Annotated in this window: 25 protein-coding genes; 12 read left to right on the plus strand and 13 right to left on the minus strand. The window is 69.4% G+C overall.

Annotated features, from left to right (window positions below):
* Positions 1-122: 122 nt before the first annotated feature.
* The 3 genes from AC1RRW_RS06190 to AC1RRW_RS06200 all read left to right on the plus strand — a co-directional run bounded on the left by AC1RRW_RS06190 (position 123) and on the right by AC1RRW_RS06200 (position 2,391).
* Entirely contained in the window at positions 123-551 is a 429-nt protein-coding gene (locus AC1RRW_RS06190; RefSeq protein ID WP_492899723.1) for a hypothetical protein, read from the plus strand.
* A complete protein-coding gene (dapE, locus tag AC1RRW_RS06195) occupies positions 548-1,738 on the plus strand; it encodes a succinyl-diaminopimelate desuccinylase (RefSeq protein ID WP_492899725.1) in 1,191 nt (396 codons plus the stop codon). Before AC1RRW_RS06190 ends, dapE begins: the two co-directional genes overlap by 4 nt.
* Positions 1,739-1,857: 119 nt before the next feature.
* Positions 1,858-2,391, plus strand: a complete 534-nt coding sequence (locus AC1RRW_RS06200; RefSeq protein ID WP_492899726.1) for a hypothetical protein — start codon at positions 1,858-1,860, stop codon at positions 2,389-2,391.
* Position 2,392: 1 nt separating this feature from the next.
* Here the strand turns inward: AC1RRW_RS06200 and truA are convergent, their stop codons facing one another.
* From truA to def, 3 genes are read right to left on the minus strand one after another with little or no spacing between them, the layout of a single operon-like run.
* Positions 2,393-3,130, minus strand: a complete 738-nt coding sequence (truA, locus tag AC1RRW_RS06205) for a tRNA pseudouridine(38-40) synthase TruA (RefSeq protein ID WP_492899728.1) — start codon at positions 3,128-3,130, stop codon at positions 2,393-2,395.
* Positions 3,130-4,059 (minus strand): methionyl-tRNA formyltransferase, encoded by a 930-nt coding sequence (fmt, locus tag AC1RRW_RS06210; RefSeq protein WP_492899729.1) that lies wholly within the window; start codon positions 4,057-4,059, stop codon positions 3,130-3,132. The genes truA and fmt overlap by 1 nt, the downstream gene beginning before the upstream one ends.
* A 34-nt stretch (positions 4,060-4,093) precedes the next feature.
* A complete protein-coding gene (def, locus tag AC1RRW_RS06215; RefSeq protein ID WP_492899730.1) occupies positions 4,094-4,630 on the minus strand; it encodes a peptide deformylase in 537 nt (178 codons plus the stop codon).
* A 114-nt stretch (positions 4,631-4,744) separates the two neighbouring features.
* On the opposite strand from def, the gene AC1RRW_RS06220 reads away from it, so the two are divergent.
* The 3 genes from AC1RRW_RS06220 (at position 4,745) to AC1RRW_RS06230 (ending at position 6,592) form a co-directional block, all read left to right on the plus strand.
* Positions 4,745-5,929 carry a DNA recombination protein RmuC gene (locus AC1RRW_RS06220; protein WP_492899731.1) on the plus strand — a complete coding sequence of 395 codons (1,185 nt, stop codon included), beginning with the start codon at positions 4,745-4,747 and terminating at the stop codon, positions 5,927-5,929.
* A gap of 58 nt (positions 5,930-5,987) precedes the next feature.
* Positions 5,988-6,260, plus strand: coding sequence for a ribbon-helix-helix domain-containing protein (locus AC1RRW_RS06225; RefSeq protein WP_492899732.1), 273 nt, complete (start codon positions 5,988-5,990; stop codon positions 6,258-6,260).
* Between the two features lie 122 nt (positions 6,261-6,382).
* Positions 6,383-6,592, plus strand: a complete 210-nt coding sequence (locus AC1RRW_RS06230; RefSeq protein ID WP_492899733.1) for a type II toxin-antitoxin system RelE/ParE family toxin — start codon at positions 6,383-6,385, stop codon at positions 6,590-6,592.
* On the opposite strand, the gene AC1RRW_RS06235 is transcribed toward AC1RRW_RS06230, so the two are convergent.
* The 4 genes from AC1RRW_RS06235 to AC1RRW_RS06250 all read right to left on the minus strand — a co-directional run bounded on the left by AC1RRW_RS06235 (position 6,582) and on the right by AC1RRW_RS06250 (position 9,903).
* Complete coding sequence (locus tag AC1RRW_RS06235) at positions 6,582-7,088, minus strand: OsmC family protein (protein ID WP_492899734.1); 507 nt, start codon at positions 7,086-7,088, stop codon at positions 6,582-6,584. The two genes, AC1RRW_RS06230 and AC1RRW_RS06235, sit on opposite strands and share 11 nt — an antisense overlap.
* A 67-nt stretch (positions 7,089-7,155) precedes the next feature.
* A complete protein-coding gene (locus AC1RRW_RS06240; RefSeq protein ID WP_492899735.1) occupies positions 7,156-7,938 on the minus strand; it encodes an ABC transporter ATP-binding protein in 783 nt (260 codons plus the stop codon).
* A gap of 14 nt (positions 7,939-7,952) precedes the next feature.
* Complete coding sequence (locus AC1RRW_RS06245) at positions 7,953-8,756, minus strand: ABC transporter permease (RefSeq protein WP_492899847.1); 804 nt, start codon at positions 8,754-8,756, stop codon at positions 7,953-7,955.
* Between the two features lie 169 nt (positions 8,757-8,925).
* Positions 8,926-9,903 (minus strand): aliphatic sulfonate ABC transporter substrate-binding protein, encoded by a 978-nt coding sequence (locus AC1RRW_RS06250; protein ID WP_492899736.1) that lies wholly within the window; start codon positions 9,901-9,903, stop codon positions 8,926-8,928.
* A 296-nt stretch (positions 9,904-10,199) separates the two neighbouring features.
* Between AC1RRW_RS06250 and AC1RRW_RS06255 the strand changes: the two genes are divergently transcribed.
* The 3 genes from AC1RRW_RS06255 (at position 10,200) to AC1RRW_RS06265 (ending at position 14,330) form a co-directional block, all read left to right on the plus strand.
* Positions 10,200-13,007 carry a [protein-PII] uridylyltransferase gene (locus AC1RRW_RS06255; RefSeq protein WP_492899738.1) on the plus strand — a complete coding sequence of 936 codons (2,808 nt, stop codon included), beginning with the start codon at positions 10,200-10,202 and terminating at the stop codon, positions 13,005-13,007.
* Positions 13,008-13,097: 90 nt separating this feature from the next.
* Positions 13,098-13,700, plus strand: a complete 603-nt coding sequence (gene grpE, locus AC1RRW_RS06260) for a nucleotide exchange factor GrpE (protein ID WP_492899739.1) — start codon at positions 13,098-13,100, stop codon at positions 13,698-13,700.
* Positions 13,701-13,703: 3 nt separating this feature from the next.
* On the plus strand, positions 13,704-14,330 hold the full coding sequence (locus AC1RRW_RS06265; RefSeq protein ID WP_492899740.1) for a trimeric intracellular cation channel family protein: 627 nt from the start codon (positions 13,704-13,706) through the stop codon (positions 14,328-14,330).
* A 2-nt stretch (positions 14,331-14,332) separates the two neighbouring features.
* Here AC1RRW_RS06265 and AC1RRW_RS06270 read toward each other — a convergent pair whose 3' ends face one another.
* The 3 genes from AC1RRW_RS06270 to AC1RRW_RS06280 form a co-directional block, all read right to left on the minus strand.
* Positions 14,333-14,953 carry an alpha-ketoglutarate-dependent dioxygenase AlkB family protein gene (locus AC1RRW_RS06270; protein ID WP_492899742.1) on the minus strand — a complete coding sequence of 207 codons (621 nt, stop codon included), beginning with the start codon at positions 14,951-14,953 and terminating at the stop codon, positions 14,333-14,335.
* An 8-nt stretch (positions 14,954-14,961) separates the two neighbouring features.
* A complete protein-coding gene (gene dapB, locus AC1RRW_RS06275) occupies positions 14,962-15,768 on the minus strand; it encodes a 4-hydroxy-tetrahydrodipicolinate reductase (RefSeq protein WP_492899848.1) in 807 nt (268 codons plus the stop codon).
* A gap of 283 nt (positions 15,769-16,051) precedes the next feature.
* A complete protein-coding gene (locus AC1RRW_RS06280; RefSeq protein ID WP_492899743.1) occupies positions 16,052-17,029 on the minus strand; it encodes a Tim44 domain-containing protein in 978 nt (325 codons plus the stop codon).
* 232 nt (positions 17,030-17,261) lie between these two features.
* Here AC1RRW_RS06280 and AC1RRW_RS06285 point away from each other — a divergent pair, with 232 nt between their 5' ends.
* Complete coding sequence (locus tag AC1RRW_RS06285) at positions 17,262-17,576, plus strand: hypothetical protein (RefSeq protein WP_492899745.1); 315 nt, start codon at positions 17,262-17,264, stop codon at positions 17,574-17,576.
* Between the two features lie 343 nt (positions 17,577-17,919).
* On the opposite strand, the gene AC1RRW_RS06290 is transcribed toward AC1RRW_RS06285, so the two are convergent.
* Complete coding sequence (locus AC1RRW_RS06290) at positions 17,920-19,164, minus strand: amidase (protein ID WP_492899746.1); 1,245 nt, start codon at positions 19,162-19,164, stop codon at positions 17,920-17,922.
* A gap of 3 nt (positions 19,165-19,167) precedes the next feature.
* A complete protein-coding gene (locus AC1RRW_RS06295; protein ID WP_492899747.1) occupies positions 19,168-19,395 on the minus strand; it encodes a DUF2798 domain-containing protein in 228 nt (75 codons plus the stop codon).
* 232 nt (positions 19,396-19,627) lie between these two features.
* Here AC1RRW_RS06295 and AC1RRW_RS06300 point away from each other — a divergent pair, with 232 nt between their 5' ends.
* Positions 19,628-20,749: an extensin-like domain-containing protein gene (locus AC1RRW_RS06300; protein WP_492899749.1), complete on the plus strand. Its 1,122-nt coding sequence runs from the start codon at positions 19,628-19,630 to the stop codon at positions 20,747-20,749.
* Positions 20,750-20,920: 171 nt separating this feature from the next.
* Here the strand turns inward: AC1RRW_RS06300 and mepA are convergent, their stop codons facing one another.
* Positions 20,921-21,868, minus strand: coding sequence for a penicillin-insensitive murein endopeptidase (mepA, locus tag AC1RRW_RS06305; RefSeq protein WP_492899750.1), 948 nt, complete (start codon positions 21,866-21,868; stop codon positions 20,921-20,923).
* A 136-nt stretch (positions 21,869-22,004) separates the two neighbouring features.
* Here mepA and AC1RRW_RS06310 point away from each other — a divergent pair, with 136 nt between their 5' ends.
* Positions 22,005-22,988, plus strand: coding sequence for a Bug family tripartite tricarboxylate transporter substrate binding protein (locus AC1RRW_RS06310; protein WP_492899751.1), 984 nt, complete (start codon positions 22,005-22,007; stop codon positions 22,986-22,988).
* Positions 22,989-23,050: the final 62 nt, after the last annotated feature.

The raw sequence follows: 23,050 nt of genomic DNA on the forward strand, positions 1-23,050 counted from the left end.
GGTGGCAGTCGTTCAAGCCTTTTCTAGAGCGCTGTCCCGTCACGCCGGCGTTAACCTTTTCTTCACCATAGGCTTCAAGCCGGGACGGCGGCATGCGAGAACGCGGCATCGGAGCCTTGCGCGTGTCGCTCATTCGCCTCTTCACGAGCCTCGACGGCCGGATCGGCCTCGTCCCGTTCTGGACGGGCAGCGTCGCGGTCGCGCTGGTTTTGCTGCTGATCGAGCGGACGGCGCCCCAGGTCGCGTTCTTCCACGCCGCGACGATCGTCGCCTTCGCCGAGGCGTTCGCGCTGTTCCCCTGGGCGGTCCTCGCCGCCAAGCGCGCCGTCGATCGCGGCAGCGCGCCCGTCTTCGGCATCCTGCTGGTCTGCGCCATCGTGCTGCCCACCGAGCTCAAGTCGGCCATGTCGATCGCCTGGGGGCCCTCGCTGGACACGATCTCGCTGATCGCCTGGGTCGTGACGCTGGTGGATCTCGGCCTGATGCCGGGCCGGCGGCATGACGAGGACGCGGTTGCGGCCGCGCCCGCCGATGCTAAACCGGCGGGATGAGCCAGACACTCGCCTTCGACCCCACCGATCCCGTCGCCCTCGCCCAGGCCCTGGTCCGCTGTCCTTCGGTGACACCGCATGACGGCGGCGCGCTCGCGCTCCTGGAAACCGTGCTGGCGGGCGCGGGCTACGAGGTGCATCGCCCTGTCTTCAGCGAGCCCGGCACGCCCGACATCGAGAACCTCTACGCCCGCATCGGAACGGCTGGCCCCGTCTTCGTCATTGCCGGCCATACCGATGTCGTGCCGGTCGGCGACGCCAACGCCTGGACGCGCGATCCGTTCTCCGGCGAGATCGCGGACGGCGTCCTGCACGGGCGCGGCGCCTGCGACATGAAGGGCGGGCTCGCGGCGATGATCGCGGCCGCCCTGCGCTACCGCCGCGACAACCCCGACGCTTCGGGCTCGATCGCCTTTCTGGTGACCGGCGACGAGGAGGGGCCGGCCGTGAACGGCACGGTCAAGCTGCTCGACTGGGCGCATGCGCGCGGCGAACGCTTCGACCACTGCCTGCTCGGCGAGCCGACCAATCCTGCAAGCATGAGCGACATGATCAAGATCGGCCGGCGCGGCTCGCTGACCGGAAAGCTGACCGTCAACGGCAAACAGGGCCATGTCGGCTATCCCCACCTCGCCGAGAACCCGATCCGGGGCATGGTCCGGCTGCTGGCGGCGCTCGACGCCGCACCGCTCGACGCCGGCGCCGACCATTTCGACCCGAGCAATCTCGAAGTGACCACGCTCGATGTCGGCAACCCGGCGACGAATGTCGTGCCGGCGCAGGCCAGAGCCGTGTTCAACATCCGCTTCAACGATATCTGGACGCCGGAGACGCTGGGCGCCGAGATCGAGCGCCGCCTGCGCGAGGCAGCCGGCAACGCGGTCCGCTACGAGCTCGAGATCCAGCCGACCAACGCGGTCGCCTTCCTGACGCAGCCCGGGCCTTTCGTCGCGATGGTGGCCGATGCGGTCGAAGCCGAAACCGGCAAGCGGCCGGCGCTCTCGACCACCGGCGGCACCTCGGACGCGCGCTTCATCAAGAGCTATTGCCCGGTGGTGGAGTACGGCCCGGTCGGCAAGACGATGCATCAGGTCGACGAGGTGGTGGCGGTCGCCGACCTCGTCGCGCTGGAGGCGGTCACGCACCGGCTGCTGACTTCGTATTTCGCAGGGAACCGGAGCGCCTGACCGTTCGTTGATCCTTCTTTCATCCTCCTAGACGAAAGTCTAATACGAGGTCGGAGGGCTTGGCGATGCCGCTGGCGGCCGATGATGTGACACGCTGCCTGCGCGGCTCGTGGCGGCTGATGTCCGCCGGGTCAGCCGCCCTCCCCGAACTCGATCTCTCCCGGCAGGGCCTGACGCGCTCCTGGCTCGCCGCGATCCTGACCGTGCCGGCGATGGTCGCGATCCTCGCCGCCGAGAACCGGATGGCGGGCCTGTCGAACGCCGCCGGCCTGCTCCAGTCGCCGTCGCTGGTCATGGCCGTGCTGGCCTCGCAGATCGCAGCCTTCATCATGGTCCCGACGCTGATCGCGGGCTTGGCCCCGCATCTCCTGCGCGCGCCAGCTTTCGGCGGCTTCGTCATCGCCTGGAACTGGACCGAGATCCTCTGCGCCAGCTTGTTCGCCCTGCCGGCGCTGGTCCATGCGATCGGCTGGTCGACGCCGGCGATCGCGACCGTGCAATGGTTCGCCTTTTCGGCCGTGGCGGCGAGACTACGCTATGCGGCGGCGGCCGCCACGCTCGGGCCTGACCGCGGCGTCGCGCTGCTCGTCGTCGCCGCGAGTTTTATGGCGCAGGCCGGCGTGGCCTCGCTGCTGGGGTTGTGGGGTTTCTGAGTCAGTAGTCGACCCCAGCCAGATACAACCCGCAGGGCGGCGCCAGCGCCGCGCATAGCGAGCGGTCCCGCGCAGCAAGCACCTTGCCGAGCTTCGCCTCAGGCCAGCGTCCGGCCCCGACCATCTTCAGGCAGCCGACCATGGAGCGGACCTGATGGTGCAGGAAGGAGCGGGCATGGGCGTAGGCCACGATCTCGTCGCCCTCGCGCCTGACGTCGAAGCGGTCGAGCGTGCGCAGCGGGCTGCTGGCCTGGCATTCGGCGGCGCGAAAGGTGGTGAAGTCGTGATGGCCGAGCAGGAATTTGGCCGCGCGGTCCATCGCCTCGTGGTCGAGCTTCACGGGTACATGCCAGAGCCGGTTCAGGTCGAGCGTCGGCTGGGCGCGCCGGTCGAGGATGCGATAGATGTAGTGGCGCCGCTTCGCGGAGATGCGCGCGTCGAAATCGTCTGGCGCCGCTTCGGCGCTCACCACCGCGACGGGAACGCGCTTCAGCCGGGCATTCGTCGCGTCGCGCACGACATCGGTGCGCCACTCCTTCTCCAGATCGACATGGGCGACCTGATGGGTGGCGTGGACGCCGGCATCGGTGCGGCCGGCGCAATGCAGCCTGACCGGATGGCCGCAGAAACCCTCGATCGATTCCTCGACGCTCTGCTGGACCGACGGGCCGTTGAGCTGGCGCTGCCAGCCCGAGAACGGCGTACCGTCATATTCGATGACGAGCTTGTAGCGCGGCATCAGATCCTGCCGCCGGGTTCCAGCCGCGCGCCACGCAAGAATTCCGCACCGCTCATCGGCTTGCCGCCGGCGCGCTGGACCTGAAGCAGCTTCACCGCGCCTTCCGCGCAGGCGACCGTGCCCTCGCCGTCGAGCAGCGTGCCGGGCTCGGCCGCGCCGCCCGCCAGCGCCGTGCGCAGCACCTTCAGCCGCTCCGGGCCCTTGCCGAGGTCGATCTCGGCGAAGGCGCCGGGAAACGGCGAGAGCCCGCGCGCGAGGTCGTGGACCTGGCTCGCCGGACGGCTCCAGTTCAGCCTGCCCTCGGCGTTGGTCAACTTGGCGGCGTAGGTGACGCCCTCCTCCGGCTGCGGCGTGAAGCGCAGGGCGCCGCGCCCGAGCGCCGCGAGAGCGCGCGTCATCAGGTCAGCCCCGAGCGGCGCGAGCGCGTCGTGCAGGTCGCCGGCCGTCATGTCGGGTCCGATGGCGATCTTCTCGACCATGCCGACCGGGCCGGTGTCGAGGCCGGCCTCCATCCTCATGACGCAGACGCCGCTCTCGGCATCGCCGGCCATCACGGCGCGCTGGATCGGCGCGGCCCCGCGCCAGCGCGGCAGCAGAGAGGCGTGAAGGTTGAGGCAGCCGAGTTCCGGCAGGTCGAGGATGCTCTGCGGCAGGATCATGCCATAGGCGACGACGACCGCGACATCGGCCCGATGGGCGGCCAAGGTTTCGACCGCCTCCGGCGTGCGCAGCGTCCTCGGCGTCAGCACCGGAACGCCGAAGCGCTCGGCCGCGCGCTGGACCGGCGACGGCTTCAGCTCGAGCCCGCGACCGGCCTGCGCCGGGGCGCGCGTATAGCAGGCGACGACCTCATGCCCCTGTCCGATGATCTCGGTCAGCGTCGGCACGGCGAAATCGGGCGTGCCCATGAAGACGACGCGCAGGGTCATGTGTCGGAACGCACGCTACAGGTGAGAAGACGATTCAAGCCGCGCTCTCGCGCTTGGCCTGCTTGGCGAAACGCTTGGTCACCCGCTCGCGCTTCAGCCGCGAGAGATGGTCGATGAAGAGCACGCCGTTGAGATGGTCGATCTCGTGCTGCAGGCAGGTCGCGAGCAGGCCGTCGGCCTCGATCTCCCGCGTCTTGCCGTCGAGGTCCATGTAGCGGACCTTGACCCGGGCCGGCCGCTCGACCTCCTCGTAGTATTCCGGGATCGAGAGGCAGCCTTCCTCGTAGACGCCGACCTCTTCGGAAGACCAGGCGATCTCCGGGTTGATGAAGACCCGCGGCGCCTTCGGCACCGGTTCCTCGCCCTCCGCGGCGGGCTTGGCGAGATCGATCGTGACGACGCGCTTTTGCACGCCGATCTGGATCGCGGCCAGCCCGATCCCCGGCGCGTCGTACATGGTGTCGAACATGTCCTCGACGAGCCTCGTGATCTCGGGCGTGATCGCGGCCACGGGCGCGGAGACCTGGCGCAGGACGGAGTCGGGCAGGATGACGAGCGGACGGATGGCCATGGGGCTCTGCGCGAAATCTGGTCGAGGATGCCGCGACATAAGCCGTTGTGGTCAGCCGGTCAAACCGTTCCGCTTTCGTTCGATTTCCACTTCCGAATCGGCTAGGCTGGCGCGATGAACGAGATCGCCTTCATTCTGCTCGGCCGTCCGATCCCGTGGAGTGAGGCCGCGCTCGGCTTCGCCACCTTAAGCCTGCTGCTGCTCCTCCTCGTCGTCGCGGGATCGTGGCGGGCGACGCGCCGGCGCGAGATCGAGGCCGCGACGGCCGCCGAGCGCGCCCGCGAGACGGACGACAAGGTCGCCGAGATGAACCGCGCCCAGGCCGAGCTCGCCGGGCGGATGCAGTCCATGGCCGAGATTCTCTCGACGCGGCAGGGCGACCTCGCCCGCCTCGTCGCCGACCGGATGGACGGGTTGAGCCACAAGGTCGGACAGGGGCTGGAGCAGAACGTGCGCCAGACCACCGAGAGCCTCGGCAAGCTGCAGGAGCGGCTGGCGGTGATCGACTCGGCCCAGAAGAACCTGACCGACCTGACATCGGAGGTCGTGACGCTGAAGGACGTGCTCTCCAACAAGCAGGCGCGCGGCGCCTATGGCCAGGGCCGGATGGAGGCGATCATCCGCGACGGGCTGCCCGCCGCCTTCTTCGCCTTCCAGCCCCAGCTTTCCAACGGCAGGCGGCCCGACTGCCTGGTGACGCTGCCGGGCGACGGGCGCGGCCTCGTCATCGACGCGAAATTCCCGCTGGAGAGCTTCACCCTGCTGCGCGAGGCGCGCGGCGAGGACGCGAGGAAGGCGGCCGGCACGCGCGTGCGCAACGATGTCGGCGTCCATGTGAAGGACATCGCCGAGCGCTATTTCCTCGCCGGCGAGACGCAGGACATGGCGCTGCTCTTCGTGCCGTCGGAATCGATCTATGCCGATCTGCACGAGCATTTCGACGATGTGATCCAGAAGGCGAGCCGGGCCCGGATCATGATCGTCTCGCCCTCGCTGCTGGCGCTGGCGATCCAGCTTATGCAGTCGCTGGTGCGCGACGCCCGCATGCGCGAGGAGGCGCAGGTGATCCAGTCCGAGGTCGGCAAGCTCTTGGCCGATGTGCGCCGGCTCGGCGAGCGGGCCGAGAAGCTGGAGACCCATTTCCGCCAGGCGCAGGAGGACGTCGCCGGCATCCGCACCTCGGCCGGCAAGGTGACGAGCCGCGGCGAACGCATCGGCGCGCTGGAGTTCGACGATGCGCGCGGCGAGCCCAAGCTGCCCTTCGCGGCCGGGCTGCCGCTGAAGGATGCGGCGGAGTAGAGGGGCGACATGGTCGGTTGGACGAAGATCGGCTGTCCTGGCGCTTTGGAGGGTTGCGATGACTGCCACGAGAGACATCACCATCACCCTTCCGGCCGACATCGCCGATCTGGTCGACACCAAGGTGGCGTCGGGATCCTATCAGTCTCGTAGCGATGTCGTGCAGGACGGGCTGCGAATCCTGCTCGAGCGTGACGATGCGCTGGAAACGTGGTTGCGGACCGAAATCGTCGCCGGGTACGCCGAGTATCTGGCCGACCCTTCGCAGGGCGTCCCGGCAGAGCAGGTTATGGACCGGATCAAAGCCTCTCGCGCGGCACGCAGGGCCTGAGCACCGTGCAGCTCATCTTCACGCCGCTCGCCTTGCGGCAGATCGACGACCTCCATCGATACATTTTCCGAGATGGCGGGTGAAGCCATCGCCGATGGCTATGTCGGGCGCATCGTCTCGTATTGACGCGTTTCGACCTCTTCCCGGAGCGTGGCACCCGGCGTGACGATATCCTGCCGGGTCTGCGGATCGTAGGCTTCGAACGCCGTCTGACGATCGCTTTCGTCGTCACGACCGAAGTCGTGCTGATCGAGGGCCTGTTCTATGGCGGCCAGGATGTCGAGACCAAGCTGAAAAAGGAAAGAGTGGCGGACAAGCCGGTCAGCGATTGAGCCTGGCGCTCAACTCCGGCTTCACGTTCAGCGTCTGGAACACGACGCAATAGCGCTCGGTCAGCTTGAGCAGCGTGTCGAGCTCGTCCTGCGGGGCGTCGGTCTCTACGTCGAAGGAGAGCCGGATCGCCCTGAAGCCGACGGGCGCATCCTTCGCCACGCCGAGCGTGCCGCGGAAATCGAGGTCGCCCTCGGCCCTCACCGCGCCCTTCCTGAGCTCGATCCCGAGCGCGGTCGCGACCGCCTTCAGCGTGACGCCGGCGCAGGCGACCAGCGCCTCGAGCAGCATGTCGCCGGAGCAGAGTTCGGCGCCCGAACCGCCCGTCGCCGGGTGCAGTCCGGCCAGCGCGATGGCGCGGCCGGTCTCGACCTTGCAGGCGATGTGCTGGCCGTCGAGTTCGCCACGGGCCTTCAACGTGATCACGGCCGCATCGGGCGTCTCGCGATACTGTTCCTTGAGCGGGGCCTGAAGGGCGCGAAGGGCGGTGACGTCCATGGTCGTGAAGCCTCGGGTTCGGGATGGTCGTGTCGGAGAGTTTGGTAGCGGCTCGCGCGGCCGGCCGCTACCACCACATCCCGGCCGTCTCCGCCGTCTTGTTCTGCAGCGGCTCGGCGTCGCCGAGCGAACGGTCGAGCGTTCGCAGCGCGTCGCGCTTGATCGCCTCGAAGGCGGGCGAGAGCCGGTCGCGCGGGCGGGCGAGCGGGTTGTCGAGTTCGTCGAAGATGCGGCCCGGTTTCGGCTGCATCACCAGGATGCGGTCGGCCAGCGCCACCGCCTCCTCGACGTCATGCGTCACCATCACCACGGTCGGGCGGCTTTCCTCCCAGAGCGCCAGCAGGTGGCCGTGCAGGCTCGCCCGGGTCGTGGCGTCGAGCGCGGAGAAGGGCTCGTCCATCAGCAGCAGCTTCGGCCGCGTGATCAAGGCGCGCGCGACCGCGACGCGCTGCTGCTGGCCGCCTGACAATTCGCGCGGCCAGCGCTTCTCGTGGCCGGCCAGGCCGACACGCACGAGCGCATTGGTGACCAGCCCCTCGCGCTCGAAGGCCGAGAGATGCGACAGCCCGAAGGCGACGTTGTCGGCGACGGAGAGCCAGGGGAAGAGGCGCGGCTCCTGGAAGATCACGCCGACATCGGCGCGGGGTTCCGTGATCGCCTCGCCGTTCAGGACGATGCGGCCGGCGCTGGGCTGGTCGAGCCCGGCGATCAGGCGCAGCAGCGTGGTCTTGCCGCAGCCGGAGCCGCCGACCAGAGCGAGGATCTCGCCGGCGGCGACCTCGACCTCGATGCGCGACAGCGCCTGCGTGCCGTCGGCATAGGTTTTTGACAGGGTCTCGAAGCGCAGCATCGAGGAGGGCTTTCTCAGAGCTTGTCGCGGCCGAGATCCTGCCAGGCGAGGAAGGGCCGCGTGATGGCGAGAAGCAGCCCGTCGGCCAGCTTGCCGAGCACGGCGAAGCTGATGATGGCCGCGATGATGGTGTCGGGGCGGCCGAGCTGCTGGCCGTCCACGAGCAGGTAGCCCAGCCCCTCGCTCGCCCCCATGATCTCGGCGGCGACGACGAACATGAAGCCGAGGCCGAGGCCCGAGCGCAGCGCCGTGAACCAGGCCGGCAGGATCGCCGGCAGCAGCACCCGGCGGACCATCGCGACCCGGCCGAGCCGGAAGACGCGGCCGACCTCGATGATCTTGCGGTCGATGCCGAGGATCGCGGCCGCGACCCCGAGATAGACCGGGAAGAACACCCCGACCGCGATCAGCGCCACCTTGGAGGCCTCGAAGATGCCGAACCAGAGGATGAAGAGCGGAACCCAGGCGATCGACGGGATCGAGCGCAGCGCCTGCAGCGTCGGGTCGAGCAGGCCGCGCGCCACCGGCAGCGCTCCCGTGAGAGCGCCGAGCAGCGTGCCGACGCCCGCGCCGAGGCCGAAGCCGGCCGCGACCCGCCAGAGCGTCGCCGTCGCATGGGTCAGCAGTTCACCCGACGCCGCCAATCCCCAGAGCGTCTTGCCGACCACGCTCGGCGGCGGCATCAGCCGGCCATTGGCGACGCCGGCACGGACCAGCGCCTCCCAGGCGATGGCGAGCAGGATCGGCAGCAGCAGGCCGGCGAGCGCGAGGCGGCGCGGCTTGGCGGATGCCGTCGACCGTGGCTTGTCCTGCGCCAGCTTCGCCTTGACCGGGTCGAGCACGCTCACGGCCCGGCGTGTCCCACGCCGTCATGTTCGCCCTCGTGGCGAGCATCCATGCCTTGGACATGGAACTCGACCAGCACAGACGTGGATGGTCGGGACAAGCCCGACCATGACGGGAAGGAGGATGCGCCGCGCAGCACGCTCAGTTCGTCGCCGCGGCGAAGCGCCGGTCGAGCAGCGCGTCGACCGCGGCCTTGACGTCGGTCGTCGCCGGCAGCACGCCGGCCTCCTTCAGCGCGAGGCCGGCCGCGAGGATGGTCTGCGCCTGCGCGTCGCCGATCGCCGAATGGGTCAATTCGGTGCGGGTGAGCTGGCGCTCGATCACGGCGTCCGACAGCTTGGTGTAGTCGACCAGCGTCTTCCTCAGCTCGGCCGGGTTCGCCAGAGCGTAGGCGCGCGCCTCCTCATAGGCCGCGATCACCTTGCGGACGAGGGCGGGGTTCTCGGTCGCGAAGGCCTCGCGGACGTTGAGCACCCCCCAGGTGTTGTCCTCGGCCTTGCGGTGGAACAGCTTCGCGCCGCTCTCGATCTCGGCGGCCGCCATCAGCGGGTCGAGGCCGGCCCAGGCGTCGACATCGCCGCGCTCCAGCGCGAGCCGGCCGTCGGCATGCTGGAGCAGGACGAGCTTGACGTCCTTCTCGGTCAGCTTCGCCTCGGCCAGCGCCCTCACCAGGAAGATGTGCGGGTCGGTGCCGCGCGTGACCGCGACGCGCTTGCCCTTGAGGTCGGCGACCCTGGTGATGTCGCTCTTGGCGCCGGTGACGAGCGCGGTCCATTCCGGGCGCGAATAGACGTAGATCGACTTGATCGGGTTGCCGTTGATCTTGCCGATCAGGGCCGCGGCGCCCGCGGTCGAGCCGAAATCGAGCGAGCCGGCATTGAGGAATTCGAGCGCCTTGTTGGAGCCGGCCGACTGGACCCAGCGGACCGTGATGCCCTCCGAGGCCAGCGCCTTCTCGAGGATGCCGCGCTCCTTCAGCACGAGGCTGACGGGGTTGTAGGTCGCGAAATCGATGCGGATTTCCCTGGGCGCCTGCGCTTGGGCGTTCGCCGCGCCGAGCGCGACGGAGGCGGCGGCGAGGCCGGCGAGGACGAGGCGGCGGGTGGTGCTGACGGTCATGATGTCGATCCCTTTTCGCGGTGAGGCGCAGGGATCGGAAGCAGGCTTGACGCCTCTCCGTGCCCCGACGCTTTAGCTGCACTTGTTTCGCGCCCGCAAGCTGCTGGCTCAAATCGGCGCGTATCCGCCTTGTAGGTCCAATCGTTCTGTTTGTCAAACAAGACGTCGGGCCATGTCCAAATCCATATTACACATAAATAAATGTGGAATTTAACCTTTTTCGCGAATCCGGGCGGCATGTTACGAGCGTTCCCGGCAGCGGCGCGCGGCGCGCCTCCGCCGGGGATGGATGTGCGATGTCGTTGGTCTCTGAACAGCCGCGCCTTCGGCTGGCGGACGTGCTGGACGATCCCGCCCGCGCGGTCGCCGCGCTGGTCGGCCCTGCCGCGCGCGGCGATGCCGCGGCGCTTCGGCAGACGCTGGTCGCCGGCCTGCGGGGTGTGCTCGACGAAGGCCATGGATCGGCCCGCGAGATCCTGAAGGCGCCGCGCGGCGGGCTCGCCTGCGCAAGGCGGCTGTCGCAGGTGATGGACGGCGTCGTCGCCTGCCTGCATGTCGCCGCGACCCGGCATTTCTACCAGGCGGTCAATCCGTCTCAATCCGAGCGCATCGCGGTCGTCGCCGTCGGCGGCTATGGCCGGGGCACGCTGGCGCCGGGCTCCGACGTCGATCTGCTCTTCCTGTTCCCGCACAAGCAGACGGCCTGGGGCGAGAGCGTCGTCGAGGCGATGCTGTACCCGCTCTGGGACCTCAAGCTGAAGGTCGGCCATTCGGTGCGCTCGATCAGCGATTGCGTGCGCGAGGCCAAGGCCGACATGACGATCCGGACCGCGCTGCTGGAGGCGCGCTTCCTGGTCGGCGACCCGCTGCTGTTCCACGACATGGTGCGGCGCTTCGGGGCCGAGGTCGTCGAGGGCACCGCGCCCGCCTTCACCGAGGCGAAGCTGCAGGAACGCGAGACGCGGGTGCGCCGCGCCGGCTCGTCGCGCTATCTGGTCGAGCCCAACGTCAAGGACGGCAAGGGCGGCCTGCGCGACCTCAACACGCTGTTCTGGATCGCGAAATACGCCTACCGCGTCGACGATGCCCGCGCGCTGGTTGCGGCCGGGCTGTTCGACCGCAAGGAGCTGGTGATGTTCGAGCGCTCGGAGGAGTTCCTCTGGCGCGTGCGCTGCTGGATGCACTTCATCACCGGCCGGGCCGAGGAGCGGCTCTCCTTCGACCTTCAGCGCCAGGTCGCCGCCGCGATCGGCTATGCCGGCCGCAGCGGCCAGGCCCCGGTCGAGCGCTTCATGAAAGCCTATTTCCTCGTCGCCAAGGATGTCGGCGACCTGACCGCGATCGTCTGCGCGGCGCTCGAGGCACGGCAGCAGAAGCCGCGCGCCTCGCTGTCGCGGCTGCTCGGCTCCTTCACCAAGCGCGGCCGCGTCCGCGCGCTGGGCCATTCCGATTTCACGCTGAAGAGCCAGCGGCTGAATGTCGTCGACAACGACGCCTTCCGGCGTGACCCGGTCAACCTGCTCAGGCTCTACGAGATCGCCAGCCGCGACGACATCGCGATCCACCCGGACGCCAGCCGGCTGGTGACGCAGTCGCTCCGGCTGGTGACGCCGCAATTGCGCGCCGACCCGGAAGCCAACCGCATCCTGCTCGAGATCCTGACGGCCCGGCGCTCGCCCGAGGCCGTGCTCAGGCGGATGAACGAATCCGGGCTGCTCGGGAAGTTCGTGCCGGATTTCGGCCGCGTCGTCGCGATGATGCAGTTCAACATGTACCACCACTACACCGTCGACGAGCACCTGATCCGCTCGGTCGGCATCCTCGCCGAGATCGATTCCGGCGTGCTCGAGAGCGAGCACCCGCTCGCCAACGAGATCATGCCGACGATCGCGAACCGGCGCGCGCTCTATGTCGCGCTGTTCCTGCACGACATCGCCAAGGGCCGGATCGAGGACCATTCGCTCGCCGGCGCGCGCATCGCCCGCAAGCTCGGGCCGAGGCTCGGCCTCACCGAGGCGCAGACCGAGACCGCGGCCTGGCTGGTCGAGCACCATCTCGACATGTCGACTGTCGCCCAGAGCCGCGATCTCGGCGACCCCAAGACGATCGAGAGCTTTGCCGCCATCGTGCAGACGCTTGAGCGGCTGAAGCTGCTGCTGATCCTCACCGTCGCCGACATCAAGGCGGTCGGCCCCGGCGTCTGGAACGGCTGGAAGGGCCAGCTCCTGCGCACGCTCTACTACGAGACCGAGATCGTGCTGGCCGGCGGCCATTCCGCGATCGAGCGCAAGGCCCGCGTCGAGAAGAAGCAGGATGCGCTCAAGGAGCTTCTCGGCGACTGGCCGGCGGACGCGCGCGACGCCTATCTCGCGCGCCACTATCCGGCCTACTGGATCAAGACCGACCTCGCCCGGCAGGAGAAGCACGCCCGCTTCCTGCGCGAGGCGGAGGCGCAAGGCCGCACCACCGCGACCCTGGTCGAGACCGACCTGTTCCGCGGCGTCACCGAGCTGACGATCCTCGCGCCCGACCATCCGCGCCTGCTCGCCATCGTCACCGGCGCCTGCGCCGCGGCCGGCGGCAACATCGTCGACGCGCAGATCTTCACAACCACCGACGGGCTGGTGCTCGACACGATCAGCGTGTCGCGCGCCTTCGACCGCGACGACGACGAATTGCGCCGGGCCGAGCGGATCGCGGCCGCGATCGAGCGGGCGCTGAAGGGCGAGATCAGGATCGCCGATCTCGTGGCGCAGCGGCGCGCCCCGCCGCCGCGCGGCGGCACCTTCCAGGTCGCGCCGGAGGTGATCATCGACAACGTGCTCTCGGCCCGGCACACCGTTCTGGAGGTCTCGGGGCTCGACCGGCCGGGACTGCTCTACGACCTCACCACCGCGATCGGCAAGCTCAACCTCAACATCGCCTCGGCCCATATCGCGACCTTCGGCGAGAAGGCGGTCGACGTGTTCTACGTCACCGACCTGACCAACGCGAAGATCGTCTCGACCGCCCGCCAGCTCGCGATCCGCAAGGCGCTGCTCGACGTGTTCTCCTTCTGGCACGACAAGCCGGCGGGCAAGCCGAAGGCGGCGGCGCGCGCTTGATTTCGCCCGGCATAAGCCCGATATCGGCCGCGAAGGCGCTTGCCGCCGCTGCCGCGCGAGCCGCCACCTTGACCCGGACTGGATGAGGCCATGACGCAGAAACCTGCGAACGACGACCCTGCCATCGAGGCCAACGACGCGCCCGCCTCGCCCGAGGAATTCCTCGCCGGCGAGCTGACCCGCGTCGAGGCCGAGCGCGACGACCTCAAGGACAAGCTCCTGCGCACGCTGGCCGACATGGAGAACCTGCGCCGCCGCACCGAGCGCGAGGTCGCCGACGCCAAGGCCTATGCCGTGACGAGCTTCGCCCGCGACATGCTGGGCTCGGCCGACAATCTGCGCCGCGGGCTGGAGAACGTGCCGGAGCAGGCCAAGAGCGGCGACGCGGCGCTGAACGCGCTGATCGAGGGCGTCGAACTGACCGAGCGCGAACTGCTCAAGACGCTGGAGCGGCACGGCGTCCGCAAGATCGACCCCCAAGGCGAGAAATTCGACCCCAACATGCATCAGGCGATGTTCGAGGCGCCCGACGCCGAGGTCGCGAAGGGCATGGTCTCGAAGGTGGTGCAGACCGGCTACAAGATCGGCGAGCGCGTGCTGCGCCCGGCTTTGGTCGGCGTCTCGGCCGGGCAGCCGAAGCCGGCGGAAGCGCCCGCGCCCGAGGCCGGCGACGCGCCCTCTTCCGACGCCTGACCCATGCTGGAAGCCGCCGGCGTCGCCGTCTTCGCATTGACCGGCGCGCTGGTGGCGGCCCGCAAGGGCATGGACCCGTTCGGCTTCATCCTGCTGGCGACCGTCACCGGCGTCGGCGGCGGCACCTTGCGCGACCTCCTGCTCGGCCGGCTGGTGTTCTGGGTCCGCGATCCCTCCGACGTCTTCGTCTGCACGGCCGTCGGGCTGTGCTGCTGGGGCACGGCCTATCTGAAACCCGGCCTGATCGACGGCTGGGCGGGAAAACGCCTGCTGATCTGGGCCGATGCGGCGGGGCTCGCGCTCTTCGCCGTCGTCGGCACGCTCAAGGCGCTCGATGTCGGCATCTCGCCGCTTTCCGCGATCGCGCTCGGCGCCATGACCGCGACGTTTGGGGGCATCCTGCGCGACATCCTGGCCGGAGACCGGCCGATGGTGCTGTGGAGCCGTGATTTCTATGTGACTGCGGCGGCGGCGGGCGCGGGCGTCACGGCGGGACTGTCGCTGCTGGCGATCGAGCCGCTGATCGTCATGGCGGCAGGCATCGGAACGGGGTTTGGCCTGCGTGCAGGGTCAATGCTGTTCGGCTGGTCGTTCCCCAACCTGCCGGGGCCACCAACGGCCAGGGACTGAGCTCACTCGGGCTTCGTTACGCGCCTCAGCGTCAGATTGAGCCGCCCCCCTTCGGAGAGCAATTGCGACGAGCCCGAGAGGATGCGGTCGATGCCGTGATAGGCGAGCCGCGCCTCGCCGCCGAAGAGCAGCGCGTCGCCCGAGGCGAGCTTCAGCGACACCGTCTTGGCCGAACGCGTCGTGCCGCCGATGCGGAACAGCGCGCTGTCCCCGAGCGAGAGCGAGAGCACCGGCGCGTCGAATTCGGCCTCGTCGCGGTCCTGATGCAGGCCCATCTTCGCACCCTTGTCGTAGAAATTGATCAGGCAGGCCTCGGGCGGGTGCGGATAGCCGGCCAGCGCCTCCCAGGCGTCGAGCAGCGGCGCCGGCATCAGCGGCCAGGGCTCGCCGGTCTCGGGGTGGAGCGGCTGGTAGCGGTAGCCGCGCTCGTCTGAGACCCAGCCGAGCGGGCCGCAATTGGTCATCCGGACGGAGAAGGGCTTTCCGGTCCTCGGCATGCGCGGCTGGAACAGCGGGGCCTGCCTTACGACGGCGCGCAGTTCGGCCACCAGCGCCGCCTGCGCATCGGAGTCGAGCCAGTTCGGCCAGTGCAGGACGCCTGGTGCGATGGCGACCTGTGTCATGGCCCGCCTCAGAGCGTATCGAGGCCGAGCACGTCGGCCATGCTGTAGAGGCCGGGCTTGCGGCCCCTGCCCCAGAGCGCGGCCTTGATCGCGCCCTGGGCAAAGAGGCCGCGATCCTCGGCGATATGGCTGAACTCGAGCCGCTCGCCCTGGCCGGCGAAGATCACCTTGTGGTCGCCGACGACCGTGCCGCCGCGCAGCGCCGCGAAGCCGATCGCGCCGGCCGGCCGCGCGCCGGTCTGGCCGTCGCGCACGGCGACGCGGTTCGCCGCCAGATCGACCGCACGCCCTTGCGCCGCCGCCTCGCCGAGCAGCACGGCGGTTCCGGACGGCGCATCGACCTTCATGCGGTGATGCATCTCGGCGATCTCGATGTCCCAGTCTGTCCCCAGCGTGGCGGCGACCTTGCGCACCAGCGCCGCGAGCAGATTGACGCCGAGGCTCATATTGCCGGAGCGCACGATCGCGGCGTGGCGGGCGGCGGCCTCCAGCTTAGCCAGATGGGCCGGCTCCATGCCGGTGGTGCCGACGACATGGACGATGCGGGCCTGCGCCGCCAGCGCGGCAAAGGCGACCGTGGCGTCGGGCATGGTGAAGTCGAGCACGCCTTCGGCCTCGACGAAGGCCGGCAATGCGTCGTCCGTCACCGTGACCCCGATGGCCGGAAGGCCGGCAAGCGTGCCGGCGTCCTGGCCGAGCAGCGGCGAACCTGGCCGCTCGATCGCCGCCGACAGCACGCAGCCAGGCGTCTCGTGGATCGCCCCGATCAGCATGCGCCCCATGCGCCCGGCGGCGCCGACGACGACGAGACGCATGTCGGTCATGGGATTGGTCTCCACAGGCAGCAGGTTCGCGATGGAAACACTACGTCATCCGGGACAAGCGGCGTAAGCCGCGTCGATCCGGAATCCCCCATGGAGCGCTGTCGCGCCTTACGATGGATTCCGGAGCCGCGCCTGGCTGCGTCCGGGATGACGTCGCGTTCAGCGAGAAACGGACTCGCCGTATAAAGCGGTTTGCGCGGCCGCGACACCCGAAAACCCATAAACGAAAACGGCCGGGTCGCCCCGGCCGTGCGCCTCATCGATGTCGTCAGGCTCAGGCCGCGGCCTGGATGCCGGAGAGCTTCCAGGGTCCGCCGCGCTCGCGCACGAAGGTCCAATGCTCGGTGACCTCCTGCGGCGTGTCCGGGTTGCCGTCGACGACCTTGCCGGTGGCCCGCTCGTAGAGCGCGTTGACCAGGCTGAAGCGCATCGCGACGGTGGCGTAGTCGAGCGAGCCCTCGCGCCAGGCTTCCGACAGGTCGCCCTGCAGCAGCTTCACGTTCGAGACGCGGTCGACCAGGCCCTTCCTGGCGTTGCCCGTGAGATCCTCGTCGAAGTAGCCGAACATCTCCGGCGTGGTGACGCGGCGCAGGCCGGCCTCGTCCTCGTTGGAGTAGGTGGCGTTGACCTCGCCGAGCAGCCGCTCGAAGGCGTTGAAGTCCTCGCCGGCGAGTTCGATCGGTTGGGTCTGCGGCGCGGACGAGCCGCCGCCCATCATGCCCATGCGGGCAGCCTGATTGGCCTGCGCCTGCGGCTGATAGGGCTCGCGCGGCAGCGGCGCGCCGCCGGCAGCGGCGAGTTGCGGCTCGGAACGGCGACGGAAGAAGCGCAGCGCCAGCCAGATCGCGCCGCCGATCAGGGCGATCTGCAGCAGGAAGCCGAGCATGCCGGCCATCGAGGCGAGGCCGGAGAAGAAGCCCGAGCCCGAGAGCAGGCCGAACAGGCCCGCGCCGAGCAGGCCGGCGCCGAGGCCCATCATCAGGTTGCGAGCCATCGACGGACGGGCCGCCTGCGCGGCCGCCGCGCCTGCCGCGGCGGGGGCCGCCGGAGACGGCTGCGCGCTGCGCTGGAAGGGCTGCGCGCCGTTGGGCGCCGTGTCGGTGCGGGCCGGAGCCTGATCTGTGCGCGTGCCGCGGCTGCCCACGCCCTTGCCGCCGCCGGGACGGGCCTCGGCGATGATCGGAACGAGCAGCAGGGCGCCTGCGAGAACGGCGATGACCCGGCCGCGACGGGCGAGCGAAATCAGTGACATGGTTCCTCCCGGAGCCCCCCTCGGGCTCTCTTGCGGCGAATATGGTTCGGGCCGCCTGACCATGCAAGAGGCGCGAGCCAAGGCGGACGACAAAGGTCTTACTACGAAAGGATAATCGAATGATGACGACGCGATCCCGCCGGCATCTTTCGCGGCATGGCTTGGGCGCCCGCCGGAAGCCGTGCTAGGCTTGGCCTGGCCGGGTTCTTGCCGGTCGCGGAGGGATCGAGCCATGAGCGTGATCTCGTTGAGTGTGAAATCCGGAAACGGCCGGCAGGGCCTCGGGCTCGCCGCCATCGCCGCCGCGCTCTGTCTGGCGGTCTTCGCCGCTTCCGTCCGGGCGGGCGAGCCGGCGATCGCGCTGGACCGGCCGAGGCTGGCGCAGGCGCCCGAGCCGCTCTGCTTCTGCTGGAGCGACGGGCGCAAGATCGCCGAGGGCGCGACCGCCTGCATCCGCACCACGCAGGGGAGGCGGCTGGCGGCCTGCGGGCGCGTGATCAACATGATGTCGTGGCAGGTTACGGAGACCCCCTGCCCGGAGACCTGACGCTCTCCCGCCGGGTCGAGCGGCCGAACGAAAAACGCCGCCGGACGGTCTCGTCGGGCGGCGTCTCTCTCAAAGGCTCTTGTGGTCCAGGCGACTCGAGACTGACGTCCGTCAGAACGCTCCCAGAACGATTGCCATCATGAAAACGAAGGCCGCGCCCATGATCAATCGGTCGAGACGTAGCGCGATGCTCATCACACCCTCCTTTGTCATTGACCTGGGACGGAAGCTAGCAGAACTGGCGCGGCCCGCAAGGGGGCTGGCCAGGAACTGTGGCCGCCCGGAGGCAAGAGTATCGCTAAAATTTGGTTAAACTATTGAATTGTTTTGTGGATATCAGCGGTTACCCTGTTGGCAAGTCGAGACTTTCGAGCGCCTTGCCGATCGCGATGACCGCCTCGTCGGCGCCGAAGCCGGCGATAATCTGGATACCGACCGGCAGGCCGCGCGCGCCGCGCAGCAGCGGCACCGTCAGGCAAGGCACGCCGAGCAGCGTCCACAGCCGGTTGAAGCGGGAATCGCCGGTCGAGCCCATCGTTTCCGGGGCCTCGCCGGGCGCGGCGAAGGTGACGACGATATCGGCCTCGCGGAAGAAGCCGCGCGCCGCGTCCCGGCCCCGTCGCGAATCCCGCCGCGCCGCGTCGTATCGCGCCGGCGTGACGGCTTTCGCCCCGTCGAGATAGGCGCGCAGCTTCGGCGCGATCGCCTCGCGGTGGTTGGCGTATTCCCAGGCGAGAGCCTGGGTCGCCTCCCAGTCCTGCAAGGGAGCATGGGCGCGAAAAGCGTCCGCCAGCGCCGCGGGCTCGGCGAGTTCGCTCACGACCGCGCCCGCGGCCGTGGCGATCTCGCGGAAGCGCCGCAGCGCGAGGTCCGAAGCGTCCTCCGGCTCGCCGGCGAAACCCTGTCTTGCGATGCCGATGCGCAGGCCGCGCAAGGTCGCGGGCGCGCAGTCGAGGTCCGCCCGACCCGTGATCGCCGCCATTGCGAGGCCGAGATCGTCGGCGCTGGCCGCCATCAGCCCCAGCGTATCGAGCGACCAGGAGAAGGTTTTCACGCCCACCGTCGGCAGCAGGCCGTAAGAGGGCTTGATGCCGGCAGCGCCGCAATAGGAGGCCGGACGGATGACCGATCCGCCGGTTTGGGTGCCGACCGCGAGCGGGAGCATGCCGGCGCCGACCGCCGCCGCCGAGCCGGCCGAGGAGCCGCCTGGACTGGCGACCGGATCATGCGGGTTGTGAGTCGGCGTCGGGTCGAGGAAGGCGAAGGCGGTGGTGTGGGTCTTGCCGGCGATGGTCGCGCCCGCCGCCTTCAGCGCCATCACGATGGCGGCGTCGCCGCGCGGCCGCCAGCCCTCGTAGATCGCCGAGCCCATCTGCGTCGGCAGGTCTTGCGTATCGATGATGTCCTTGACTCCGCAGGCCACGCCGGCGAGCGGACCCGAACCGGGCAGGAGCGCCTCGGGCCGGCTGGCGAAGGCCGCGATCGCGGGTTCGGCCGCGTCGATCGCGGCCTGGCAGCGGACGAGTTCGGCCTGGGCCGTGCTCTGCCCGGAGGCGATGCGTTCGACGATCTCGCGCAGGCGCGGCATGTTTCAGTCTCCGATCCGCTTGACGATAGCCATGGTCGCGGCGCGCGCCAGCGGCAGGGCGAAGAACGCGACGAAGGCCGCGCTCGGCCAGGCGATCGCGAAGGCGCGCAGCCAGCGAAACAGGAAATCCGGCACGAGGCCGAGATTGACGAAGGTGATCATGCCCGAGACGAACAAGGCCATGATGAAGGCCATCACGACGGGAAAGATGAAACGGGCCTTGCCGGTCATGCAGCGTCTTTCGTCACGCGGGATCTTGCGAGTTGGCCGTGTCCGTCATGGCACGTCGCGGGCCGGCCGGCCAAGCCGCCTTGGCGAATGGGCTCCTGCGACGGTGGGGCCGCGCGCCGCCGCCGCCTCGTTAACCCCCGCTTAACCCCGCCGGCAAAGTTAATCCGGCTGTGCCGTCCGCGCCTCACCCGGTCAAGAAACCGTTCACGAAACGGGTCGCATCTGAACGATCATGCGACGTGTCCATCTTGCCCTCATCGCTGTCGGATTGCTCGGCGTCGGCCTTGCCGGCTGCGGGAAGTTCCAGAAGGCGCAGCGCGCGGCCTGGCGCGACCAGGCCGAGGCGCAGTGCCTCGCCTCGCGCCAGGTCCAGCTCTCGGCCTATGTCAGCCTCCGCGACAAGCCGATCGACGGGCCGGGCACCTGCGGCATGGAGAAGCCGCTCAAGGTCGCGGCCTTCGCCAATGGCGGCGTCGGGCTGACCAGTTCGGCGACGCTGTCCTGCCCGGTGGTCTCGACCACCGACAAATGGCTGTCGGAGGCGGTGCAGCCGGCGGCCATGAACACGCTCGGCGCGCAGGTCATCGAGATGCGGGCGGGCTCCTATTCCTGCCGCGCCATGAACAACGGCACCAACACCACCCGCATCTCCGAGCACGCCTATGGCAACGCCGTCGACATCTTTTCCTTCCGTCTGAGCGACGGCCGAAACGTCGTCATCAAAAGCGGCTGGAACGGCGCGCCCGAGGAACAGGCCTTCCTGCGCGAGATCTTCGTCGGGGCGTGCGAACGCTTCTCGACCGTGCTTGGCCCCGGGGCCGATCCGGTCCACTTCGACCATTTTCATATCGATCTCGCGCGCTACGCCAAGGGCCGGCAGGTCTGCAAGCCGGCGATCAAGTACACGCCGAACTACAATTTGCCGCCGCCCGACCCGGCGCGGCCTTACGTCTCCGCGCAGCCGCAACGCCGCGACGACGCGCCGATGGTGGCGAGCGGGCCGATGCTGCGCCAGCCGAGCGGGGACTTACGCCCGCCGGGCGGCGTCGGAGGCGGCTATCCCGTGGCGAGCCGCGCGGGCAATGGCCTTGATGCGCAGGCGCGTTTCCTCGAGGAATACGACCGTACGCCGCTGAACCCGCCGCGCTACAACCGGCCTGCTCCGCTGCCCAGCGAGGCGCGCGGGCCGCTGCAATTGCCGGGCTCGGCGCCGCCGACCGAGGAGACGATCCTGGGCGACGACGAGGGAACCGGCGTGCTCGACATGGAGGGCTTCGATCAGGCCCAGCCCGCCGAGATCACCCCGCAGAACGACCCGTTCGCGTATAGTTCGGGCGGTGCGCGGCGGCGGTAGGCCGGCGGTTTTCGCTCACAACCCCGGACCACGCTCGCCGTCATACCGAACGCAGCGAAGCTGATATCCGTGATCCATCTTACGGGAGCGACGGCGCTCCATGATGGCTCCCGGATCGGCGCGGCTTCGCCGCTTGTCCGGGATGAGCTGAAGGATGTGAAAGGCGTCGTTTTACCGCGACGCCAGCACCTGCCGGCATTCGGCCGGGAGCGCGTCGAGCGACATCGGCGGCCTGGGCCTGGGCGGCGTCTTCGGCGGCGGCCTTGGCGGCGCGAAGATCGCGGCGCGCTGGCGCTCGATCCAGCCCGAGAGCTCCTCGCCGCAGCCATCGCCGACATTGGGCGGCTCCTGGCCCGAGCAGCCTTCCGCGCCGGGCGGGCAGCTCATCCTGACGTGGAAATGGTAGTTGTGGCCCCACATCGGCCTGACCTTGCCGAGCCAGGCGCGATCGGCTCCGGCCTCGCGGCAGAGCGCGACCTTCAGCGCCGGGTTGACGAAGACGCGCTCGACGCGGGGGTCGGCGGCCGCCGCCCTGATCAGCCGGCCATGACCGGGCGTCCAGATCCTGGGATCGACGTCGCGCCAGTCCGCCCGCGCCATGTTGACGGCGGGCATGTTCTCGCGCGCGTCGCGGTCGAGCTTCTCCTTCGGCATCGGCGTCAGCCAGAGATCGGCGTCGAGGCCGATCTGGTGCGAGGCGTGGCCGGTCAGCATCGGCCCGCCGCGCGGCTGCGAGATGTCGCCGACCAGGAGGCCGGGCCAGCCGGTGAGGCGCGGCACGTCGCGGGCGAGATTCTCCAGATAGTCGATCAGGATGGGATGGCCCCAGTTGCGGTTGCGGGCCTGCCGCATCACCTGCCAGCTCGGCCCGTCGACCGGCAGCGCGGTCGCGCCCGCGAGGCAGCCGCGCGCATAGGAGCCGATGGCGCGCGCCTGCAGGTTCGCAGGCGCGGTCTTCTGGCCGAACAATGCGCGCGCCGCGTCGGGGAAGGCGGCGATATTGGCGGCGCGGCGCTTCGCCTCCTCGTCGGCGGTGGACTGGGCGTGTCCCGGAGCCGCAGCCAGCGCCGCCGCGACGAGCAGACAGAATCCGGTGATTCGGCGGGGAAGGAGGCGCATCGGGCAAGGACGCCGGCTCGCGCGGCTTTCGTCAAGCGGCGCGCCAGTGGACAAGCCGGTCCTGGCGCTGCAGCTTGGCGGCCAACGACAAGGCGGCCGCAAGTCCGCAAAGCCATCCCCGGAAGAGGCGATCACCATGGCCGCGTTCACCATCGACCGCCGTTCGCTTCTCGCCGCGCTCGGCGCCGGAGTGGCCGTTCCCGACCTGGCCTTTGCCCAGGCCGCCTGGCCGCAGGGCCGCACGATCAGGCTGATCGTGCCCTTCCCGCCCGGCGGGGCGACCGACATCCTCGGCCGGCTCATGGCCGACAAGCTGGGCCAGGCCTGGGGCAGCACTCTCGTCGTCGAGAACCGGCCCGGCGCCGGCGGCAATATCGGCGTCGATTCGGTGGTGCGCTCTGAGCCGAACGGCGAGACGCTGATGATCGCCTCGGTCGGCCTCGTCGCCAACCCGTACCTCTACGCCAAGGTCAATTACGACCCGCTCAAGGATCTGACGCCGATCACCATGGTGGCGATGGTGCCGAACCTGCTGGTCGTCAACAAGACCCTGCCGGTCGGGGACACCGCCGAGCTCGTCGCCCATGCCAGGGCCAATCCGGGCAAGCTGACCTACGCCTCGTCCGGCGTCGGCACCTCGATCCATCTCGCCGGCGAACTGTTCCAGAAGCTGACCGGGACAAAGATGGTGCACGTGCCCTATCGCGGCTCCGCTCAGGCGATCCAGGACCTGATCGGCGGGCGCGTCGATCTGATGTTCGACAACATCACCTCGGCCCTGCCGCATGCGCGGGCCGGCGCCATCCGCGGCTTCGGGGTGACCACGGCCCGGCGCTCGCCCACCGCGCAGGAGTTTCAGCCGATCGCCGAGGTCGTGCCGGGCTTCGACGTCTCGTCCTGGTTCGCGCTGTTTGCGCCGGCGAAAACGCCGCAAGCCGTGATCGACCGGACGCAGGCCGACACCAGGGCCGCGATCGCAGACCCGGCGGTGCGCGCCAAGATGGACGTTCTGGCGGCCGAACCCGTCGGCAATACGCCGGCCGAACTCGCGGCCTTCGTCCAGGCCGAGCAGAAGAAGTGGGGCGACCTGATCAGGGAGATCGGCGTCAAGGTCGAATGAACCGGGATTCGTCGCGAGGGAACATGGTCTCCATCACGGGCGTTGCGTGAATCCATCCGGTC

Source organism: Allobosea sp. GW821-FHT12C12 (assembly GCF_058807355.1).

Excerpts from the sequence above, each read along its gene's own strand:
- fmt (WP_492899729.1), bottom strand. The coding sequence starts at position 4,059 with ATGACCCTGCGCGTCGTCTTCATGGGCACGCCCGATTTCGCCGTGCCG.
- AC1RRW_RS06220 (WP_492899731.1), top strand. The coding sequence starts at position 4,745 with ATGAACGAGATCGCCTTCATTCTGCTCGGCCGTCCGATCCCGTGGAGT.
- truA (WP_492899728.1), bottom strand. The coding sequence starts at position 3,130 with ATGCCGCGCTACAAGCTCGTCATCGAATATGACGGTACGCCGTTCTCG.
- AC1RRW_RS06235 (WP_492899734.1), bottom strand. The coding sequence starts at position 7,088 with ATGGACGTCACCGCCCTTCGCGCCCTTCAGGCCCCGCTCAAGGAACAG.
- def (WP_492899730.1), bottom strand. The coding sequence starts at position 4,630 with ATGGCCATCCGTCCGCTCGTCATCCTGCCCGACTCCGTCCTGCGCCAG.
- AC1RRW_RS06240 (WP_492899735.1), bottom strand. The coding sequence starts at position 7,938 with ATGCTGCGCTTCGAGACCCTGTCAAAAACCTATGCCGACGGCACGCAG.
- mepA (WP_492899750.1), bottom strand. The coding sequence starts at position 21,868 with ATGCGCCTCCTTCCCCGCCGAATCACCGGATTCTGTCTGCTCGTCGCG.
- AC1RRW_RS06270 (WP_492899742.1), bottom strand. The coding sequence starts at position 14,953 with ATGACACAGGTCGCCATCGCACCAGGCGTCCTGCACTGGCCGAACTGG.
- AC1RRW_RS06255 (WP_492899738.1), top strand. The coding sequence starts at position 10,200 with ATGTCGTTGGTCTCTGAACAGCCGCGCCTTCGGCTGGCGGACGTGCTG.
- AC1RRW_RS06280 (WP_492899743.1), bottom strand. The coding sequence starts at position 17,029 with ATGTCACTGATTTCGCTCGCCCGTCGCGGCCGGGTCATCGCCGTTCTC.
- AC1RRW_RS06310 (WP_492899751.1), top strand. The coding sequence starts at position 22,005 with ATGGCCGCGTTCACCATCGACCGCCGTTCGCTTCTCGCCGCGCTCGGC.
- AC1RRW_RS06285 (WP_492899745.1), top strand. The coding sequence starts at position 17,262 with ATGAGCGTGATCTCGTTGAGTGTGAAATCCGGAAACGGCCGGCAGGGC.
- AC1RRW_RS06200 (WP_492899726.1), top strand. The coding sequence starts at position 1,858 with ATGTCCGCCGGGTCAGCCGCCCTCCCCGAACTCGATCTCTCCCGGCAG.
- grpE (WP_492899739.1), top strand. The coding sequence starts at position 13,098 with ATGACGCAGAAACCTGCGAACGACGACCCTGCCATCGAGGCCAACGAC.
- AC1RRW_RS06265 (WP_492899740.1), top strand. The coding sequence starts at position 13,704 with ATGCTGGAAGCCGCCGGCGTCGCCGTCTTCGCATTGACCGGCGCGCTG.
- dapE (WP_492899725.1), top strand. The coding sequence starts at position 548 with ATGAGCCAGACACTCGCCTTCGACCCCACCGATCCCGTCGCCCTCGCC.
- AC1RRW_RS06225 (WP_492899732.1), top strand. The coding sequence starts at position 5,988 with ATGACTGCCACGAGAGACATCACCATCACCCTTCCGGCCGACATCGCC.
- AC1RRW_RS06290 (WP_492899746.1), bottom strand. The coding sequence starts at position 19,164 with ATGCCGCGCCTGCGCGAGATCGTCGAACGCATCGCCTCCGGGCAGAGC.
- AC1RRW_RS06300 (WP_492899749.1), top strand. The coding sequence starts at position 19,628 with ATGCGACGTGTCCATCTTGCCCTCATCGCTGTCGGATTGCTCGGCGTC.
- AC1RRW_RS06250 (WP_492899736.1), bottom strand. The coding sequence starts at position 9,903 with ATGACCGTCAGCACCACCCGCCGCCTCGTCCTCGCCGGCCTCGCCGCC.
- dapB (WP_492899848.1), bottom strand. The coding sequence starts at position 15,768 with ATGCGTCTCGTCGTCGTCGGCGCCGCCGGGCGCATGGGGCGCATGCTG.
- AC1RRW_RS06295 (WP_492899747.1), bottom strand. The coding sequence starts at position 19,395 with ATGACCGGCAAGGCCCGTTTCATCTTTCCCGTCGTGATGGCCTTCATC.